At 72.7% G+C, this 18,417-nt stretch carries 18 protein-coding genes; 3 read left to right on the top strand and 15 right to left on the bottom strand.

Translation table 11 applies throughout. From position 1 onward, the window contains the following. On the bottom strand, positions 1-316 hold a 316-nt coding region (locus NBZ83_RS18090), incomplete at its 3' end, for a hypothetical protein (RefSeq protein WP_261575454.1). A gap of 279 nt (positions 317-595) precedes the next feature. Between NBZ83_RS18090 and NBZ83_RS18085 the strand changes: the two genes are divergently transcribed. After that, positions 596-1,270, top strand: coding sequence for an LON peptidase substrate-binding domain-containing protein (locus NBZ83_RS18085; protein WP_261569857.1), 675 nt, complete (start codon positions 596-598; stop codon positions 1,268-1,270). Between the two features lie 146 nt (positions 1,271-1,416). On the opposite strand, the gene NBZ83_RS18080 is transcribed toward NBZ83_RS18085, so the two are convergent. The 7 genes from NBZ83_RS18080 to lspA form a co-directional block, all read right to left on the bottom strand. Further along, the gene (locus NBZ83_RS18080; RefSeq protein ID WP_261575453.1) at positions 1,417-2,184 is read right to left on the bottom strand and encodes a hypothetical protein; all 768 of its coding nucleotides are present in this window, start codon (positions 2,182-2,184) and stop codon (positions 1,417-1,419) included. Between the two features lie 196 nt (positions 2,185-2,380). After that, the gene (locus NBZ83_RS18075; protein ID WP_261569872.1) at positions 2,381-3,160 is read right to left on the bottom strand and encodes an ABC transporter permease; all 780 of its coding nucleotides are present in this window, start codon (positions 3,158-3,160) and stop codon (positions 2,381-2,383) included. Between the two features lie 169 nt (positions 3,161-3,329). Next, positions 3,330-4,292 carry an ABC transporter ATP-binding protein gene (locus tag NBZ83_RS18070; protein WP_261569859.1) on the bottom strand — a complete coding sequence of 321 codons (963 nt, stop codon included), beginning with the start codon at positions 4,290-4,292 and terminating at the stop codon, positions 3,330-3,332. Between the two features lie 49 nt (positions 4,293-4,341). Next, complete coding sequence (locus tag NBZ83_RS18065) at positions 4,342-4,986, bottom strand: DUF6308 family protein (protein WP_261569860.1); 645 nt, start codon at positions 4,984-4,986, stop codon at positions 4,342-4,344. 282 nt (positions 4,987-5,268) lie between these two features. After that, positions 5,269-6,285, bottom strand: coding sequence for a hypothetical protein (locus NBZ83_RS18060; RefSeq protein ID WP_261575452.1), 1,017 nt, complete (start codon positions 6,283-6,285; stop codon positions 5,269-5,271). After that, positions 6,282-7,223: an RluA family pseudouridine synthase gene (locus tag NBZ83_RS18055; protein ID WP_261569862.1), complete on the bottom strand. Its 942-nt coding sequence runs from the start codon at positions 7,221-7,223 to the stop codon at positions 6,282-6,284. The genes NBZ83_RS18060 and NBZ83_RS18055 overlap by 4 nt, the downstream gene beginning before the upstream one ends. Beyond that, a complete protein-coding gene (lspA, locus tag NBZ83_RS18050) occupies positions 7,220-7,840 on the bottom strand; it encodes a signal peptidase II (RefSeq protein WP_308203807.1) in 621 nt (206 codons plus the stop codon). The genes NBZ83_RS18055 and lspA overlap by 4 nt, the downstream gene beginning before the upstream one ends. 550 nt (positions 7,841-8,390) lie before the next feature. Here lspA and ileS point away from each other — a divergent pair. Beyond that, entirely contained in the window at positions 8,391-11,576 is a 3,186-nt protein-coding gene (gene ileS, locus NBZ83_RS18045) for an isoleucine--tRNA ligase (protein WP_261575451.1), read from the top strand. A gap of 70 nt (positions 11,577-11,646) precedes the next feature. On the opposite strand, the gene NBZ83_RS18040 is transcribed toward ileS, so the two are convergent. From NBZ83_RS18040 to ftsZ, 7 genes are all read right to left on the bottom strand, one after another. Beyond that, complete coding sequence (locus tag NBZ83_RS18040; RefSeq protein ID WP_261575455.1) at positions 11,647-11,784, bottom strand: hypothetical protein; 138 nt, start codon at positions 11,782-11,784, stop codon at positions 11,647-11,649. A 124-nt stretch (positions 11,785-11,908) separates the two neighbouring features. Next, the gene (locus tag NBZ83_RS18035) at positions 11,909-12,883 is read right to left on the bottom strand and encodes a DivIVA domain-containing protein (protein WP_261575450.1); all 975 of its coding nucleotides are present in this window, start codon (positions 12,881-12,883) and stop codon (positions 11,909-11,911) included. Between the two features lie 93 nt (positions 12,884-12,976). Then, entirely contained in the window at positions 12,977-13,261 is a 285-nt protein-coding gene (locus NBZ83_RS18030; protein ID WP_498041063.1) for a YggT family protein, read from the bottom strand. A 70-nt stretch (positions 13,262-13,331) separates the two neighbouring features. After that, positions 13,332-13,877 carry a cell division protein SepF gene (locus NBZ83_RS18025; protein ID WP_261558987.1) on the bottom strand — a complete coding sequence of 182 codons (546 nt, stop codon included), beginning with the start codon at positions 13,875-13,877 and terminating at the stop codon, positions 13,332-13,334. A gap of 10 nt (positions 13,878-13,887) precedes the next feature. Continuing rightward, positions 13,888-14,760 (bottom strand): YggS family pyridoxal phosphate enzyme, encoded by an 873-nt coding sequence (locus tag NBZ83_RS18020; protein WP_261575449.1) that lies wholly within the window; start codon positions 14,758-14,760, stop codon positions 13,888-13,890. Next, positions 14,757-15,440 carry a peptidoglycan editing factor PgeF gene (gene pgeF, locus NBZ83_RS18015; protein ID WP_261575448.1) on the bottom strand — a complete coding sequence of 228 codons (684 nt, stop codon included), beginning with the start codon at positions 15,438-15,440 and terminating at the stop codon, positions 14,757-14,759. Before pgeF ends, NBZ83_RS18020 begins: the two co-directional genes overlap by 4 nt. A 25-nt stretch (positions 15,441-15,465) precedes the next feature. Then, positions 15,466-16,953, bottom strand: coding sequence for a cell division protein FtsZ (gene ftsZ / locus NBZ83_RS18010; RefSeq protein ID WP_261575447.1), 1,488 nt, complete (start codon positions 16,951-16,953; stop codon positions 15,466-15,468). A gap of 434 nt (positions 16,954-17,387) precedes the next feature. Here ftsZ and NBZ83_RS18005 point away from each other — a divergent pair. Further along, the coding region (locus tag NBZ83_RS18005; RefSeq protein ID WP_261575446.1) for a UDP-N-acetylmuramate--L-alanine ligase at positions 17,388-18,417 on the top strand (1,030 nt) is incomplete at its 3' end.

The following is an 18,417-nucleotide window of genomic DNA, read 5'->3' as shown; positions in this document are numbered from 1 at the left end:
CGCCAGGGGCGTCCCAGGGGCGTCCGTCGGCGGGGCGGTCCTTGATGCTGCGGCGCGCCAGCCAGCCGTCGACGAACAGGGCCTCCGCGGGGCTGAGGGTCTCCCGCAGCGCCGGGGGCACCCCGTCGACGAAGACGCCGCGCACGCCCGTGTGGGCCCCCACCTCCGCCGCCCGCGACGCCGGTACCGCCAGCAGCGCAAGCCGCGGCGGCAACGTCGAGGTCACCGGTCCGAACTCGGCCAATGTCGCCAGCGGGCCCTCGGCACGGCCAGGATGCTCAAGGACGACCAGCAGCTCCGGTTCGGTTCCCCACACCGTCCCATTCTTGCCCGAACGGCCGTCGAGGGGGAGCCCAGGGCCCGGTGGCGCCACCCCAGGCGGACAACCGGGGGCGCCGACACGCCCTCGTTCGGCGAGAATCACAGGGGTCGGCGGATGGACACCGCGGCCGGCACGGGACAGGGTTGATGTCACACGCCCGGCCAGCGGCGGTGGACCCGCCGCGGTGCGCGCCCCCGTGGTGCCGGCCAACCGGCGGTCCGCGGCTCGGGCGAAGCGCAACCCCGGGTAGGCCAGAAGGGGAGGGCACCGGCGATGGACGCGCGGCTCCCGCTGTTCCCGCTAGGCACCGTCCTGCTCCCCGGGCTCGTGCTGCCCCTGGAGATCTTCGAGGAGCGCTACCGCACGCTGGTCCGGGAGCTGCTCACCCAGCCCGCCGGCGAGGCGCGCAGTTTCGGGGTCGTGGCGATCCGGCGGGGCCGCGAGACGGGGCCGGCGTTGCCCGCGGTCCACGACATCGGCTGCACGGCGGTGCTGCGCCGCGTGCAGGAGCATCCGGACGGCCGCTTCTCCCTGATCACCGTCGGCGGGCAGCGCTTCCGCGTCGGCGCGGTGGATCAGCACAGCGCGCCCTACCTGGTGGGGGAGGTGGAGTTCCTGCCCGACGAGCTCGGTGACGCGCGGGCCGCTCGCGAGTGCGTGGCGCCGGTGCAGCAACTGATGCGCGCCTATGCCGAGCGGCTGGCCGCCACCGGCACGGTGCAGATCTCCCTGCCGGATCTGCCTGACGATCCCATCGCCCTGTCCTACGTGATCGCCGCGGCGGCCGTCACCGACCTCACCGAGCGCCAGGGCCTGCTCGCGGCGGCGGACGCGGCCACCCGGTTGCGCGTCGAGCGGGCACTGCTGCGCCGCGAGGTCGGCCTGCTCAAGAAGATCACCACCATCGGATCCAGCGAGCTGCGCCGGGTCGACCCAAGCCCGAACTGACCCGCACCGCAGCCGCGGCACCAGTTGTTGGAGGTTGGTCACCGTTTCCGGGTCGACGACCGTCATCAACCTCCAGCATCTCGCTGCTCTCGACCACGCCGCACCCGACCACGTACGCGACAGCGCTTCGGGTGGCCCGACCAGGGTCAGTCGGGTGCCCGTGGGCCGTCGGGCCGGGACCCGCTCGCCGGCCGGGTCTGCAGCCCCGTGACGTCCGCCGGGCTCTGCGGCTCGTCCGAGGCCGGGACGCCGCCCGCGGGTCCGGGCTCGGCGCCGGGCGAGCCGGCGAGGGGGTTGGGCGGCGCCGAGCCGTCGGCGCGCGGGCGCGGGCGCCGGCTCGACCGAGAGGTCGCCCACAGGCCGATCGCGAAGGCCCCCAGCGCGACCACCGGCATGACCAGGTAGAGCCCGTGCGCGCGGACCCGCAGGTCGACCAGGTCCACGAGCACCGGCGAGGCGTTGGGCGGCAGGCTGTGCAGCAGATCCGGGGAACGGCGCAGGTGGCCGATCCAGCCGGCGATCAGCGCGCCGCCGGTGCCGCCCGCGGCGAGCCCGAGCGGCACCGGGAAACCCGCGTCCCGGGCCCGCCAGAACGCCAGCAGACCACCGACGAGCCCGGCGATCGCACAGATCATCGCGAAGCGGGCGTCGATGTCACTCTGAACCGCGAACGCCGACTCGTTGCCGTGCAGGGCGCCGGTGATGTCGAGGTGCGGCGCGACGGCGGCCCACAGCAGGCCGAGGGGGAACCCGACGACCACCATCGCCACCGCGCAGATCAGCCCCGCGAGCAGGTCCGGACGGACACCGGGCGGCACCGGCCGCCGCGAGCGGGCCGGCGACGGGGAGTCCGGGGACGTCTCGACTCCCGGGTCCGTCGGGACCCCCCGGAAATCCGATGAACGCTCGGTCACGTCGCCCGCCCCGCCAAGAGGTGTCCGTCTCCCCGTCCGCATGACGTTCGGCGGCGGCGCCGGCCACCGCGGACGGTTGACACTATCCTGCCGGGCGGCCAGCCCGACCACACTGGGTGCGACAGTGGTCCCGGGGGCTGCCACAGGCGCGGACGCGGGCACGGGCATGGTCTCCGGCGCGGGCGGCGCGCTCGGGTCAGGCAGTTCCGACGCGGCGCAGCGTCACCGCCGCGACGGCCAGCGCCGCTATCCCCACCGCCGCGCAGACGGCGAGGTCGAGGACCACCTTCGACCAGTCCACACCGGGTTGGAAGGCGGCCGCGAGGGCGTCCACGGCGTAGCTGCTCGGCAGCACATCCCGGGCCACCCGCCCGATCTCGGGCAGCCGGTCCGCCGGGATGACCCCGAGGAACAGCACGATGCTCATCCCGAGCTGACCGGCGATGGTCGCCAGCTCCGGACGCGGGGCCATCAGGCCGACCACGGCTCCCAGACCCGCCAGACACACCCCGGAGAGCACGACGACGGGCAGCAGCAGCCACAGCCCCGTTATCGGCAGGTTGTAGAGCAGGGCACCGACCACGGCGGTGATGACCGTGCCGGGCGCGGCGAACGTCGCGTAGGAGGCGGCCGTGCCCAGCACGACCGCCGCCGGCGGGATCGGCAGGGTCAGGTAGTAGTCGAGGGCGCCGGCCGCCCGCAGGGCGCCGAAGCGCTGGGCGAGCAGGTTCAGCGCGACGAACGCGACCACCAGCACGGTGGAGCCCGCGACGACCTGGCCGGCGGCGGTGGAGTTGTCGACGTCGAGGATGCCGCGCAGCAGGACGAGGATTCCGATCGACTGGAACGACGCCACGAACAGCAACGGAATGCGGCCGACCTTCGATCGGGCGAGCTGCCCGCGGTAGACCGCGCCGAACGCCGTGCCGAACGGGGTGGCCAGCGGCATCTTCGGCGGCCCGAGCCTCGCCGGCATCGGAATGGGCAACGGCAGCGGCACCGTGGACGGCCCCGACGACGGTTCCAGGGACGGTTCCAGAGACGGTTCCGGCTGCAGTGCCGAGAGGATCGCGGGCGCGTCACGCTCGTCGGGGACGATCGTCATCGGGACCACTCCTGCTGGCCCGGACGACGCACGTGCACAGTCATGTCCGCTCCAGGTCTCGAGACGCCCCGCCGAGGGTGAGGTAGACGTCCTCGAGGGACGGGGTGGCGAGGCTGAAATCGTCCAGCGCGGCGAGGGCCGCGCCGGTGGTCAGCCGTCCGAGGGCCTCCCGGGCGGTCGCCGGGTCCAGGCGGACCGTCCAGCGCCGGCCGTTGGTCGTCGCGATACGAGCGAGCATGGCGACGGTGGGGTCGTCGAAGGGCGGCTCGTGCCGCCAGGCGAGGTCGAGCCGGACGTCGCCGGAGACCGACGCCTTGAGCTGGCCGGGGGTGTCGCAGGCGATCACCCGCCCGGACTCCAGGACGGCGACCCGGTCGAGCACCGACTCCGCCTCCAGGACATTGTGGGTGATCAGCACGACGGTGGTGCCCGTCGTGTCCCGGCGGTGCTGCAACGCCCCCCACACCGCTCGGCGGGCGGCCGGGTCGAGCCCGGTGGTCGGCTCGTCGAGGACGAGGACCGGACGGTCGCCGACCAGCGCCGTGGCCACGCAGGCCAGCCGCCGCTGGCCGCCGGACAGCCGGGCCAGCGGCCGGTCCGCCACCGCGGTGAGGCCGAGTTCGTCAAGGATGGCGTCGCGGACCTCCCGCACGGCCGCGCGGGAAACGCCGCGCATCCGCGCGGTGGTCGCCACCGCGGTGGCGACGGGCAGCTCGGCCAGGGCGAGGTCGTCCTGGCCGAGATAGCCGGTCAGCCGGGCGGGCAGGTCCGGGGCGGCGCGGACGTCGCGACCGAACATCGTGATCGACCCGGAGTCGGGGCGCAGCAGACCCATCAGTTGGCGGACCAGCGTGGTCTTCCCGGCGCCGTTCGGGCCGAGCACCCCGAACACCTCGCCCTGCCGGATGTCGAGGTCGATCCGGTCGTTGGCGAGGACGGAGTGCTCGCCCACCCCATGTCGTCGGGTGAGCCCGCGGACGGCGTAGCTCAGCACGTCGCCCATTGTCGCAGCCGGCTGCGGGCGATGGCCCCGGGCCGTCGTCGGGGACGAGTCACACTGCGCTGCTCATCCACACCACGACGTCAAGCATGCGCAGCGGGGTGACCTGCGGGCCGGTCGACGGCACCAGCGCGGCGAGCCGGCGGAACTCCTCGGCGTTCTCCCGAAGGTCGTACTGCATGGCCCGGACGAGCAACCCCATGTACTGCCGCCAGCTGCGGCCGTCGCGCGGGGAGGGCGGGACGCAGTCCTCATGCTGGTAGAAGATCCGGACCTTGGAGTCGAACAGGGGGACGAGCGCGGGCCGCTTGCGATGCAACACCTTGGCGATCAGCGAGCCCTTGACGTCGCGATCGGAGACGTCGGGGTCGTCGAGCGGGTCGTAGAGCGCGGCGACCAGGTCGAGGGTCACCTCGTCGGCCTCGATCAGCTCGATGCCGGGCGGCAGCTTGTCCAGCGCCCGTTGCAACAGCGGCGTGAGTGCGGTCAGGGTGTGCATCCGGTCGACGTCGACGTGCACGCCGAGCAGGCTGGGTGCGAGCAGGTCGCCCGTGCACAGCAGGTCCGGGTCGTCGTTGGTGACCAGTCCGTCGTAGTAGGGGTAGGCGTAACGCAGCCCGCGCTTGCGGGGGCCCATGTACTCCTCCACCAGGCTCTCCGCGTCGAAAACCTCTCGGGTGCCTTTCGCCAACTTCACCCCTGGGCTCCTTATCGTCCTGTAGTCGTCATCGTCGGGTTGTCGTGCCCGTGCGGTTGTCGATCATCGTCCGGTGCCGTTCAGGATGCTTGCCCGCAACGCCGCAACCGGCGTCGTCCCCGAGCCCGGCAACCCGCGCTGACGAGGGCATTCCACTTCATCCTCCCTCGTGCCCGCCCTGACCGTGACGGGGGGCGACGATGGCGGCAGCCCGCGAGCTCCGCGCCACATCCCCCGGGTGGCAGTGACCCGGCCAGATAATGGAGGATGCCGCGCTCGAGATCAGCGGCGATCCGGCGACAGTGGGAGGAATCTCACGCTTGGTGGTCCGGCGCCGGGCGGCGCCGGATCGACGATCCGAACCCGGGGATCGGCCGCCAGCTGCGACAACCGGCCGGCCGGCGCCCGCACCACGGCGGCGAACAGGCACGCACACCCGACCCGCAGCTGCGCCGCGGCCTGGCGGTCCCGATTGTCCGCGCCGGCGTCGCCGGCTCGCGCCTCGGTCTCGGCGCGCGCCTGCGCCTGCGCCGCCGCCGAGGCGAACGCGGTGTGGACGTCGGCAACCGGGTCGCGCACCGTGGCCTGCTCGACCTGCCCGCCGGTCCCAGCGGTGAAGAACACCTGCACGGCCCGGTAGCTGCCGAAAAGGTCGATCAACTGGTCGGGAGTGACCGGGCCGGTGAGGCTCGCGACGGCGTAGAGGTCCGCGGCGGGTGCGGCGGCGGTCAGGGACGCGAGGTTCTGCCGGCTCGCCCCGAGGTACTCGGCGACCGAGTCGCTGGCACCGGGGCCGATGGTCACCGTCGGTGTCACGGGCTGCGCCGCCGGTGGGGAGGTGGCCGGTGGGGAACCCGTCAGCGCGACCGCGGGCGCCGTCGCATTGGACGACCGGTCCCGGTCGACGCTCTGCAGCATCGCCGCCGCCGCGCTCACCACGATCAGCGCGACGAGACCGAGGACGAGTACCCGCGCCCCGCGGTCCACCACGCCCCCGGGTGCGACGCCGACCACGTCGAGCAGAGCCGGCGAGCCGGCGGTCTCGGTGTCAACCGGCCCGTCGCCACTCGCCCGCCCGCGCCGGGCCCGCTCGGCCAGCCGCCGGGCCCGGCCGGCCTCACGATCGGCGGTGTCCGCGAGGCGGGACCGGGCGGCATCGAGGACGCGGAACACCGCCGGTAGCACGGCGTCGTCGAGCCGGTCGAGCGGGGAGGGCTGCGCCTGCGCGGGCATGGCCGCAGCGACGTCGGGAACGGGAATCGGCGGGGACGGCTTCTCGACCGCCGCCGGTTCGGTCATGCCTGCTCCCGCAGCCGATCCACCGCCTCCGCCAGGTCGGCCGGGTCCGGGCTGGTGAACTCGACGAGGCCACCGTGACCGGGATGATCGAACGACAGTCGGGCCGCGTGCAGCCATTGCCGGGTCAGGCCGAGGCGTTCGGCGAGGGTGGGATCGGCCCCGTAGGCCAGGTCACCGAGGCAAGGATGGCGCAGGGCCGACATGTGCACCCGGATCTGATGGGTCCGGCCGGTCTCCAGGCGTATCGACAGCAGCGACGCCGAACGGAACGCCTCTTCCAGGTCGTAGTGGGTCACGCTGGGCTTGCCGTCCGCGACGACGGCGAACAGGCCCGGCCGGCGAGGATGGCGGTCGGTCGGCGCGTCGACGGTGCCGCTGAGCGGGTCGGGATGGCCCTGCACGACGGCGCGGTAGCGCTTGTCCACCTGGCGTTCACGGAAGGCCCGCTTCAACAACGTGTAGGCACGCTCGCTCTTGGCGACGACCATCGCCCCGGAGGTCCCGACGTCGAGGCGGTGCACGACCCCCTGCCGCTCCGCGGCGCCCGAGGTGGAGATGCGATAGCCGGCCGCGGCCAACGCCCCGATCACGGTCGGCCCGGTGAAGCCGGGGGCCGGATGGGCGGCCACGCCGGGCGGCTTGTCGACCACCACGATGTCGTCGTCGTCATGCAGGATGCCGAGCCCCGCCACCGGGGTCGGCTCCACGGTCAGCGGACGCGGCGGGGCGGGTAGCCGCACCTCCAGCCAGGCGCCGCCGCTGACCCGGTCGGACCGACCCCGGATCCGGCCGTCGAGGCTGGCCTGGCCGTCGTCGATGAGGGTGGCGGCCGCGGTCCGCGACAACCCGAACATCCGCGCGATCGCGGCGTCCAGGCGGAAGCCGTCGAGTCCGTCCGGGACCGGCAGCGAACGCAGGTCTCCGCCGACGGCGGTCACGGCCCGCCCGGCCCGACGCCGCCGCGGCCGGCGGGGTCAGCGGGCGGATCGGCCCGCAGCACAGCGTCGTCCCCGCCGACCGGCGCGACGCCACGGCTGTCGGCGCCGGACACGGCCTCGCCGGAGTCGCCGTAGCGGGTGCCGTCCAGCCCGATGCCCAGCAACGACAACACGACGGCGAGGATGCCGCCGCAGACGATCGCCGAGTCGGCGGCGTTGAAGATCGGCCAGTGGTGCAGGTGGACGAAGTCGACGACGTGGCCGCGCAGCGGGCCGGGGGCGCGGAAAACCCGGTCGGTGAGGTTGCCCAGCGCGCCGCCGAGCAGGGCGCCGAGCACGATCGCCCAGCCCACCGACCGCAGCCGGCGGGCGGTGAAGACCACGACCACTATCACGGCGAGCGCGACGAGGCTGAGCACGACGGTCGCCCCGCCGGCCAGGCTGAACGCGGCCCCGGAGTTGCGGGTCAGCCGTAGGTCGAGAACACCGGGGATGACGTCGACGGGACCACGGTCGGACAGCTGGGCCACCGCGATGTGCTTGGTGACGATGTCGAGCAGCAGGATCACGACGGCAGCCGCCGTCAACGTGACCACCGGACGCCGGGACGCGCCCACGCCTGCACTCGCCGCGGCCGGCCCACGGCCGACGGGATCTTCGGACACGCTGCTCCCGATGGTCGTCGCCTCCCCCACCCGATCCACTCTACGGGCCGGCGCGCACGGGGCGTGCCGCGATCCCCACCTGGCACCGGCTGAGCCGCCGAACGGTCGACTAGACTCCTCCGCAGCGGCACGGCGTCGACGGGGACGAGTAGCGGCGGGCGCAGCCTGAGCGAGCCGGGGTTGGTGGAAGCCCGGTGGCCAGCGCGTTGCGAAGATCACCCCTGAGCCGTCGGCAGAACGGGATTCCGCGGGCGTGAGCCGGCGGCACCCCAGTAGATCCGGCCGCCGCGAGCTTTGACGAGAGGCCGTCCCACGGCCCGGTCCGCCACCGGTGGATCGGTCGGGTGGGGCGTGCAAGGAGGGTGGTACCGCGGTACCCCCGGTCCCGGGCGGGACGTGGCGGCGGGCAGGCTCGCCGGCCGTCGTCACGCGCGGCCGGTGAGGCGTCGTCCCTCCGTTGGTCCGACGCCAGCCACGACCGAGGAAGACCGGGTCCGCCACGATGACCACCGCCCCGCGTACCCCCACCTTCGCCCCGCTGCCCGGGCAGGTGGATCTGCCCGCCTTCGAACGCGAGACGCTCGCCCGCTGGCGTGACGCCAAGATCTTCCACCGCTCGCTGGAGTCCACCGCGGACCGCCCGCTGTGGGTCTTCTACGAGGGGCCGCCGACCGCGAACGGCAAGCCGGGCGCCCACCACGTCGAGGCACGGGTCTTCAAGGACCTGTTCCCCCGGTACCGGACGATGAAGGGCTTCCACGTCCCCCGCCGCGCCGGCTGGGACTGCCACGGGCTGCCCGTCGAACTCGCGGTGGAGAAGGAACTCGGCTTCACCAGCAAGAACGACATCGAGGCGTACGGCATCGCCGAGTTCAACGCCCGCTGCCGCGAGTCGGTGCTGCGCCACGTCGCCGACTTCTCCGCGATGACCGAGCGGATGGGCTACTGGGTCGACCTCGACGGCGCCTACCGCACGATGGACACCAGCTACATCGAGAGCGTCTGGTGGTCGCTGAAGCAGATCTTCGACAAGGGTCTGCTGGTTGAGGACTTCCGCGTCACCCCCTACTGCCCGCGCGACGAGACGCCGCTGAGTGACCATGAGGTCTCCCAGGGATACGCCGACGTGGACGATCCCTCGGTCTACGTCCGTTTCCCGCTGGTCGCCGACTCCCTCGGGCTCACCGAGCGCGGCGCGCAGCTGCTCGTGTGGACGACGACGCCGTGGACTCTGGTGTCGAACACCGCCGTCGCCGTCCACCCGGACGTCGACTACGCGCTGGTCCGCGCCGTCGGCGGCGAGCTGTTCGTCGTCGCCGAGCCGCTGGTCGCCGCCGTCGGCGAGGACGCCGAGGTCGTCGAGCGCTTCCGCGGCGCGGCGCTCGCCGGCGCCCGCTACGCCCGCCCGTTCGAGCTGCTGGACGCGCAGCGGTTCGCCGCCGGCACCGGGACACCGCACTCGGTGGTGCTCGCCGACTACGTCACCACCACCGACGGCACCGGCCTGGTGCACCAGGCGCCGGCGTTCGGCGCGGAGGACCTCGCGGTCTGCCGCGCCGCCGGGCTGCCCGTGGTCAACCCGATCGGCACCGACGGCCGGTTCCTCGCCGACGTCGGACTCGTCGGCGGGATGTTCTTCAAGGACGCCGACACCCCGCTGACCGCCGACCTGCGCAAGCGGGACCGGCTGTGGCGGGCCCAGACCTACACCCACAGCTACCCGCACTGCTGGCGCTGCCACACCCCGCTGATCTACTACCCGCTGCCGTCCTGGTACATCCGCACCACGGTGATCCGCGACCAGCTGCTGGCCCAGAACGCGGCGACGGACTGGCACCCGGAGCGGATCAAGAACGGCCGCTACGGCGAGTGGCTGCGCGGCAACGTCGACTGGGCGCTGTCCCGCAACCGCTACTGGGGCACGCCGCTGCCGGTCTGGCGCTGCGACGACGACCCGGACCATCTCGTCTGCGTCGGTTCGATCGCGGAGCTGTCCGAGCTCGCCGGGCGCGATCTCGCCGAGCTCGACCCGCACCGCCCGTTCGTCGACGAGGTCACCATCGCCTGCCCGACCTGCGGCGCGACCGCGCACCGGGTACCCGAGGTGATCGACGTCTGGTACGACAGCGGCGCGATGCCGTTCGCCCAGTGGGGCGCGCCGCACCAGGGCGCGCAGGACTTCGCCCGGCAGTACCCGGCGCAGTACATCTGCGAGGCGATCGACCAGACCCGCGGCTGGTTCTACACCCTGATGGCGATCGGCACCCTGGTGTTCGACCGTTCCTCGTACGAGACGGTGCTGTGCCTGGGACTGCTGCTCGACGCCGAGGGCCGCAAGATGAGCAAGCACGTGGGCAACGTCCTCGACCCGTTCGAGCTGTTCGAGCGGCACGGAGCGGACGCGGTCCGCTGGCTGATGCTCGCCGGCGGTTCCCCGTGGTCGGACCGCCGGGTCGGCCACGAGGCGATCGAGGACATCGTCCGCAAGGTCCTGCTGACCTACTGGAACACCGCGTCCTTCTTCACGCTGTACGCCGGCGCCGCCGGCTGGCGTCCCGGCGAGGGCCCGGCCGCGGCGGCCCCGGCCGAGCGGCACGTACTCGACCGCTGGGCGTTGTCCGAGCTCGCGGCCACGGTGAGCGAGGTCGACGAGGCGCTAGCCGGCTTCGACTCGCTGCGCGCCGGGCGGCGGATCGCCCGGTTCATCGACGACCTGTCCAACTGGTACGTCCGCCGGTCCCGTCGGCGGTTCTGGGCCGGCGACCCGGATGCCCTCGCCACCCTGTACACCTGCCTGGACGCGCTGACCCGGGTGATGGCTCCGTTCACGCCGTTCCTGACCGACTGGCTGTGGGCCCGACTGTTCGCCGACGCGTCCCCGCAGGCCCCCGACTCGGTGCACCTGGCGTCCTGGCCCGAGCTGCCAGCCGACCTGCACTCCCCGCGGCTGTCCACCCAGATGGACCTCGTGCGGCGCATCGTCGAACTCGGTCGCGCCGCACGGGCCAGCAGCGGGGTGCGCACCCGCCAGCCGCTGACCCGGGCCGTCGTCGGCGCCGCCGCCTTCGGTGAGCTGTCCGCCGAACTGCGCGTTCAGATCGCCGAGGAACTCAACGTCACCGTCGTCGAGGCGGCCACCTCGGACGTCGTGGACATCACCGTGAAGCCGAACTTCCGCGCCCTGGGCCGGCGTTTCGGCAAGAACACCAAGGCGGTCGCGGCCGCCATCACCGGCGCCGGGACGCCCATCGACGGCCGGCTGACCGTCGACGTGGACGGCGAGCCCGTGGAACTGTCCGGCGACGAGCTGATCATCACCGAGACACCGCGGCAGGGCTGGGCCGTCACCGCCGAGTCCGGCCTGTCGGTCGCGCTCGACCTGGAGATCACCCCGGAGCTGGCCCGGGCCGGGCTCGCCCGCGACGTGGTGCGGGTGCTGCAGGACGCGCGCAAGGCCACCGGTCTGGACATCACCGACCGGGTGGACGTGCGCTGGTCGGCAACCCGCGCGGACACCACGCTCGCCCTGCGCGCCCACAGTGTCACCGTGGCCGAGGAGGTGCTCGCGGTCTCCTTCACCGAAGTCACCGAGGCCGCCGACATCGCTGAGGCCGCCGACATCACCGAGGCCGCCGGGGATCTGGGCCTGGTGTTCAGCCTGGCACGCCACATCCCCGCGGCCGGCTGAGCGCGGCCGGTCAGGCGCAGGCGGTCAGCCTGCCGGCGATGATCCCGACGCCGGCGGGCGGCCGCGGCCGTCAGGAGGACGTTCGGCGCAGCGCGCCGAGCGGCAGCAGCGCCGCGGCGACGAGAGTCAGGATCAGGGACGCGTAGACGAATCCACTACCCGCGACGATGCCGACCACGGTCAGCACCACACACAAAGCAATGAGCACACCACAAAGCATCAGCATGCCGCGCCACCGCGTTGCGGGCAGGACGGCGCGGTGAGGCGCCGGGGGCTACCGCGGCCAGGGGCCGGACCGCTCCCGACGGGGCGAGGTGAGCAGACCCGACGGATCAGAACTCCTGCATGCCGGGCACGTCGCGCCGGTTGGGGTCCAGATCCGGACGGCCGTGGCCGTTGTCACGGGCGATGGCGCCGGCGGGCATCGGCGGGCCGGGCGGGAACGTCGGCTGGTGGCCGGGGCTCTGCTGGATACCGTTCGGCCCCATCCCCACCGCCGGGGGTGGCGTCGGGCCGCCGGGGTTCAGACCGGGACGGGGGGTGTTGCCCATCCCGACGGCCGGCGGCTGGGTCGGCATGCCGTCCAGGTCCCGCAGCTGCATCTCCAGATAAGCCCGCAGTCGGGTGCGGTACTCGCGCTCGAACGCTCGTAGCTGCTCGACCTGCCCCTCCAGGCGACGCTTGTCGTCCTCCAGGCCGCCCAGCTGCTCGGCGACGTGGGCACGAGCCTCGCCGATGATGCGGTCGGCGTCGGAGCGGGCCTCGCGGCGAGCACGCTCGGACTCGGCGCGCGCCTCGCGCAGCGCCTCGTCGGCGGTGCGCTGGGCCAGAACGAGCGTGCGGGCGACCCGCTGCTCGATCTCGGCCTCGGAGGCCTGGCCGGAGCCGGAGCCGGCGCGGGCCGGCACGCCGCCGCCGCCGCCCGAGCCGACGGCGGGGATCACCGTGGTCGGGGCGCCGCCCTGCGGAGCGGGCGGCGGGGGCGCCTGCTGTTGCTGCTGCGCGCGCTCTCGCGCGGCCTGGGCCGCCTGGGCCTGGACCTGCGCCAGCTGGCGGCGGGTCTCCTCGACCTGGCGACGCAGCCCCTGGTTCTCCTCGAGGATCTGGGCGGGCACACCTGGGCCACCGCCGCCGGAGCGGCGGGCCTCGTCGAGCTGCCGGCGCAGATCGCTGTTCTCGTCAAGCAGCCGGGTCAGCTCCGCCTCGACCTCGTCGAGGAAGGTATCGACCTCGTCCTCGTTGTAGCCGGTACGAAACCTCGTCGGACTGAAGACCTTGTTCTGTACGTCCTGTGGTGTCAGAGCCACGTCGCCTCCTCGTGCGGCATCGCCGCTCCCCGAAGAGAGGGCGGTCTGCGGGCAGTCTGCCGCGCCCGCGTTCGCGGTGTGCACACAACCCCGTTACAGCTTCTGGGCATAGCTCCGCAGCACCAAGATCACCAGGAAGAGCACCAGATACCCGAGGTCAAGCGATACGCTACCCACCCTCAATGGAGGCAGGATGCGTCGGATGAACCGCAACGGGGGGTCAGTCACCGTGTACACGGATTCGAAGATCAACAACAGTGGGCCGGTCGGACGGAACGAACGACCAAGGACGAGAACAAGGTCGGTGATCCATCGGGCTATCAGGAACAGGAAGTAGACCAGCAGCACCCATGAGATCAAGCTGCCTAGTGTGCTGATGGTGCTCTCTCCTGGGAACCTTGGGACCTGGGGGACCTCGAGGGGCGCGTGGCTGGTCCGCGCTCCGGCTTCATGACTGGTTGTAGAACCCACCCTCGCGGATGCGTCGCTTGTCCGTCTCGGTGACCTCGACGTTGTGCGGCGAGAGCAGGAAGACCTTGTTGGTCACCTTCTCTATGTCGCCGCGCAACCCGAAGATCAGCCCGGCGGCGAAATCGACCAGCCGCTTGGCGTCGACGTCGTCCATGTCGGTGAGGTTCATGATAACGGGGGTACCGTCCCTGAACTCCTCGCCGATCTGCCGCGCCTCATTGTAGCTGCGTGGCTGGAGCGTCGTGATCCGGTAGGGGTGCGGCTCCTCGACGGGCATCACTCGCCGCATCGGCACAGGTCCCGCGGGGCGCAGTGGTTCGACCGGTGGACGTCGCGGCATGGCGACCGGCTCCTCCCGTGCGTCGATCCGACGGACCGTGCGGTCCATCGGGACCGGTTCGTGCATAACACGCCGGTCATCATGACCTACCGCACGACCGTCGTCATAGTCGTCGTCGTCGAGATAGTCCTCGTCCTCCTCGGCCAGACCGAGGTAGACCATCGCCCTGCGCCCGAGCCCCATGGGCGCGACTCTAAGGGACACCAGGCCGTTCACCGAACAAAGCGGTCCCGATCCGAAGGTGTGTCGCGCCTTCGGCCACCGCGACCTCAAGATCGCCTGACATGCCGGCGCTGATGACGGTGGCCTGAGGGTGGTCCATGACCAGCCGTTCGGCAACGGCTCGCAGCCGAGCGAATGCGGGACGTGCCGGTTCGCCACGGGGAGCAACCGCCATCACGCCGCGCAGTGTCAGCCCGGGTGCCTCCTCGACAAGATCAGCCAGTGCCGCGAGCTCCGCGACATCACTGCCGCCCCGGCCCGAATCGGCGACCACGGGCCTCACCCGACCCCCGGAATCACTCCGTGAGTCCAACGAGACCTGCAGGCAGATCGACAGCGAGCGGCCCCGCTCAACCGCGAGCCTGGACAGGACGCCCACCAGGCTCGATCGATCCACGGACTGCACCCAGTCCGCCCAACGCAGAACGGATCGGGCCTTGTTGCGCTGAAGTTGGCCGACGAAGTGCCAGGTGAGGTCGGACCCGCCCACCGCGTCGCCCGCCGCGTCGCCCGGCCCGCCCGCGTCACCGGTCGACGGATCGTCGCCCGACGTGGCGAGTAGGCGCGTGACCATATTCACCTTCGGACCGGCCTCCTGCTCGCGGTTCTCGGCGAACTGGCACACCCCGAGCGTGTGCAGCATCACGACATCGTCGGCCGGACAGGTCTTGCTCACCGCGATGAGGGTAAGCCCGGCCGGATCGCGGCCGGCCGCCCGCGCCGCGACGGCGATCCGTTCCTCGATCACGCTCAGTCGGCGGGCGAGCTCCGCCCGGCGGACCGGGTCGCCCCCCGCCGCCGCGATCGGCCGGGCCCCGGCTGGTGGGTCCGCACGCCCGATCACGCGTCCGACCCGAGCCATGCCACGCCGGCGAACCGGCCGGTACGGCCGTCTCGACGGTAGGAATAGAGCTCCGGGGCCTCCGCGGTGCAGCGGGGCGTGATGGCGATATCGGTCACCCCTGCCGCGGTGAGCTGATGGTGGATGCCGGCCCGCAGGTCGATCGCGGCGGTCCCCCGCCGCGTCGACCCCGCACTGCCAGGCACTCGTCGCTCGACCTCCCGGCGCAGCTCCGCCGGCACCTCGTAGCAGCCTGCACACACACACGGGCCGACAGTGACCGCAAGCCGATGCGGCGCAACGCCCAGCCGGTCGAACGCCGCCAGGGTCGCGTCGATCACCCCGTCGGCCATGCCAGCCCGCCCGGCGTGCGCGACCCCCACCGCCGCCGGAGACTCGAACACCACCGGCGCACAGTCGGCGACCATCACCGCCAGCGCCAGACCTGGCACGTCGGTGACGAGCGCGTCCGCCTCCGGCGGCGGGATGGGCGCACGCGCGACGACGACCCGCGTGCCGTGTACCTGGCGCATGTACTGCACCGGCATCCGCAGCCGCGCCGCCAGCCGGTGCCGGTTGGCGGCGACGGCGTCCGGGGCGTCGCCGACGTGATCACCGAGGTTGAGCCCCCTGAACGGCGCGGCACTGACCCCGTCCGCACGCGAGGTGAACAGAACCGGCATGGCCGGAAGTCTCCCCTGGTGTGGGCTATTTGAGGAAGTCCGGCACGTCCAGCTCGTCGTCGTCGACGATCGGCCGGACGGGGCGGCGCGGCGGGTAGGTCGGCCGCGGCCCCGTCGCCCGCGGCGGGTCGACCCGGTGCTGCTGGCCGTAGCCGGGGTCCGGCGCCGGCTCCACGGGTTCCCGCACGGGCGGAGCGATCCGCGACTCCACCGTCGGAATCACGGTCGACTCGCCGGGCGAGGCGGGCTCGTGGGTTGCCGGCGCCCCCGGCAGCGGGTCGGGATGGTAGTGGCCGACGTTCGACTGGCTGATCGGCGACGCCTGCTGCAGGTAGCTGGGCGTCGGCGGGGCCGGCTGAACGGGCGGCGGCGCAGGCGCAGGCGCGGCCTGCGCTGCCCGGGACGACCCGTTCGGGATCGTCGGGAGCGGCGGAAGGATCGTCGTCGCCGGCGAGGAGGCCGGGGCCGGGGACGCGCTCGCGGTGCCGCTGCCGGCGACCCCACCCTGGCCGTGGGGCCGTCGCGGCTGCTGCTGCTGCCCGTGTGGCGGTCTGATCCGCCGGTCCTGCACCGTGTCGAACCCGGCGGCGATGACCGTCACCCGCACCTCGTCGCCAAGCGCGTCGTCGATCACCGCACCGAAGATGATGTTCGCCTCGGGGTGGGCCGCGTCCGCGACGAGCTCCGCGGCCGCGTTGATCTCGAACAGGCCGAGGTCCGAGCCGCCGGAGATGTTGAGCAGGACGCCCTGGGCGCCGTCCATGCTCGCCTCCAGTAGCGGGGAGGCGATGGCCTGTTCGGCGGCCACCGTGGCCCGGTCGTCACCACGGGCCCGCCCGATGCCCATCAAGGCGCTGCCAGCGTGCGACATGACCGTCTTCACGTCGGCGAAGTCGAGGTTGATCAGGCCGGGGGTGGTGATCAGGTCGGTGATGCCCTGCACACCGGAGAGCAGTACCTGGTCGGCGCTGCGGAAGGCGTCCAGCACGCTGATGTCACGGTCGGTCATCGCGAGCAGGCGGTCGTTCGGGATGACAATGAGCGTGTCGACCTCGTTGCGCAGAGTGTCGATGCCCGTGTCTGCCTGCGTCGCGCGGCGCCTGCCCTCGAAGGTGAACGGCCGGGTCACGACACCGATGGTGAGCGCGCCGAGCGAGCGGGCGACGTTCGCCACGACGGGGGCGCCACCCGTGCCGGTGCCACCGCCTTCACCAGCGGTGACGAAGACCATGTCAGCCCCCTTGAGGACCTCCTCGATCTCCTCTCTGTGGTCCTCGGCGGCCTGCCGGCCCACCTCGGGATCGGCCCCGGCGCCGAGGCCCCGGGTCAACTCGCGGCCGACGTCGAGCTTGACGTCGGCATCACTCATGAGCAAGGCCTGGGCATCGGTGTTGATGGCGATGAACTCGACGCCCTTGAGACCGACTTCGATCATCCGGTTGACGGCGTTTACGCCACCACCACCGATCCCGACGACCTTGATGACCGCGAGATAGTTCTGTGGGGCAGCCATGCGGTGTCGGTCCTCCAGCGGCGTCGGTGGTCGGACGGGGGGATACCCCGCCCCTGCGGCGCCGCGGGATGGCGGATTCACGCGGCGAGCGGGGGAAGCAGTCAGAGTCTCAACCTTCACCGTCAGCTAGACAGTTACAGTTATGTCAACTTCCGACTGTGAATCGGACAGTAGGCACGGCTACGGCAGTGGTCAAGGAAGCTGTCGGCGCGGCGCGCACCTTCCTGCCACGTCCGCTTCGTCACAAAGCCTTCCGGCGAATCGCACCCGGCGATTCTCGGGGACCGCTGGCCGAATGTGATATCGACCTCCATCAGATCATCAAGGGAGCGATGCGGGCCCCCTGGCCGTGGAGGGGGTGGGTTCCCCGGGGCTGGCGAGACGCGATCAAGGGGGAGCGCGGCGGGATGCGGGCGTGATGGTGTACTGCCTGCGTGACCCGTCAGCGCACCCAGCACGTCCACTTCCTCGGCATCGGCGGCGCCGGCCTGTCGCCGCTGGCCCAGATCCATCTCGCCGGCGGCGGGAAAGTCAGCGGCAGCGACGCCGAGGACTCTCCCCGCGTGGCGAGCCTGCGTGCCCGCGGGGTGCCCGTCCGCGTCGGACCCGCGCCGACCGCGGACGCGATCGCCGTCGAACTTGCCGGCGTGGATGTCGTGGTCGCCTCCAGTGCCCTCGCCGACGATCACCCCGAGATCGTCGGCGCTCGATCCCTGGGCCTGCCGGTCCGCCGCCGGTCCGAATGGCTGCCGGAGCTGACCGCCGGCTACCGGCTGGTCGCCGTGGCGGGCTCGCACGGCAAGTCGACCACCTCGGCGATGCTGACCCTGGTGCTGCGCGCGGCCGGGCTCGACCCTACCGCGGTCATCGGCGCGGAGGTCTCCCAGCTCGGCGGCAACGCGCTCGCCGGCTCCGGCGACGTGTTCGTGCTGGAGTCCGACGAGTACGGCGGCGCCTTCGCCGGTCTCGAACCCGCCATCGCCGTGATCACCAACGTCGAGTGGGAGCACCCGGACATCTTCCCGGACGAGGCGTCGGTCCAGGCCGCCTTCACCGCGTTCGCCCGCCGGGTGCGCCCGGGCGGGCTCCTGGTGGTCTGCGGGGACGATCCGGGAGTCGCCGCCGTCCTCGCCGAACTGCGCCGGCAGGCGGCGCCCGCGGCCGTGCCGGTGCTCGACTACGGCTTCGGGACGGATCGCCGGTGGCGTGCGGTGGACGTCGCCACCGTGGCCGGGGACGACACGGCCCGCGCCGTCGTCCTACACGCCGGGCAGGAGGTGGGCGACCTGACGCTGGCGGTCCCCGGCCGACACTCGGTCCTCAACGCGCTGGCGGTCCTCGCTGTCGCCACCGAGCTGGGCGTCGCGCCGGCGCAGACCCTCGCGACGCTCGCGACCTACACCGGCGCGGCCCGCCGCTTCGAGTTCGTCGGCTTCTGGCGAGCCGGCACGCCCGCCCCCGCCG

The sequence above is a fragment of the Frankia gtarii genome (assembly GCF_025403375.1).
In the GTDB taxonomy this organism is placed as follows: domain Bacteria; phylum Actinomycetota; class Actinomycetes; order Frankiales; family Frankiaceae; genus Frankia; species Frankia gtarii.
The sequence above is the reverse complement of the archived record's forward strand: the minus strand, read 5'-3'. Positions and strand labels throughout refer to the sequence as shown.

Excerpts from the sequence above, each read along its gene's own strand:
- ileS (WP_261575451.1), top strand. The coding sequence starts at position 8,391 with ATGACCACCGCCCCGCGTACCCCCACCTTCGCCCCGCTGCCCGGGCAG.
- ftsZ (WP_261575447.1), bottom strand. The coding sequence starts at position 16,953 with ATGGCTGCCCCACAGAACTATCTCGCGGTCATCAAGGTCGTCGGGATC.
- NBZ83_RS18070 (WP_261569859.1), bottom strand. The coding sequence starts at position 4,292 with ATGGGCGACGTGCTGAGCTACGCCGTCCGCGGGCTCACCCGACGACAT.
- NBZ83_RS18075 (WP_261569872.1), bottom strand. The coding sequence starts at position 3,160 with ATGCCGGCGAGGCTCGGGCCGCCGAAGATGCCGCTGGCCACCCCGTTC.
- NBZ83_RS18085 (WP_261569857.1), top strand. The coding sequence starts at position 596 with ATGGACGCGCGGCTCCCGCTGTTCCCGCTAGGCACCGTCCTGCTCCCC.
- NBZ83_RS18060 (WP_261575452.1), bottom strand. The coding sequence starts at position 6,285 with ATGACCGAACCGGCGGCGGTCGAGAAGCCGTCCCCGCCGATTCCCGTT.
- pgeF (WP_261575448.1), bottom strand. The coding sequence starts at position 15,440 with ATGCCGGTTCTGTTCACCTCGCGTGCGGACGGGGTCAGTGCCGCGCCG.
- NBZ83_RS18025 (WP_261558987.1), bottom strand. The coding sequence starts at position 13,877 with ATGGGGCTCGGGCGCAGGGCGATGGTCTACCTCGGTCTGGCCGAGGAG.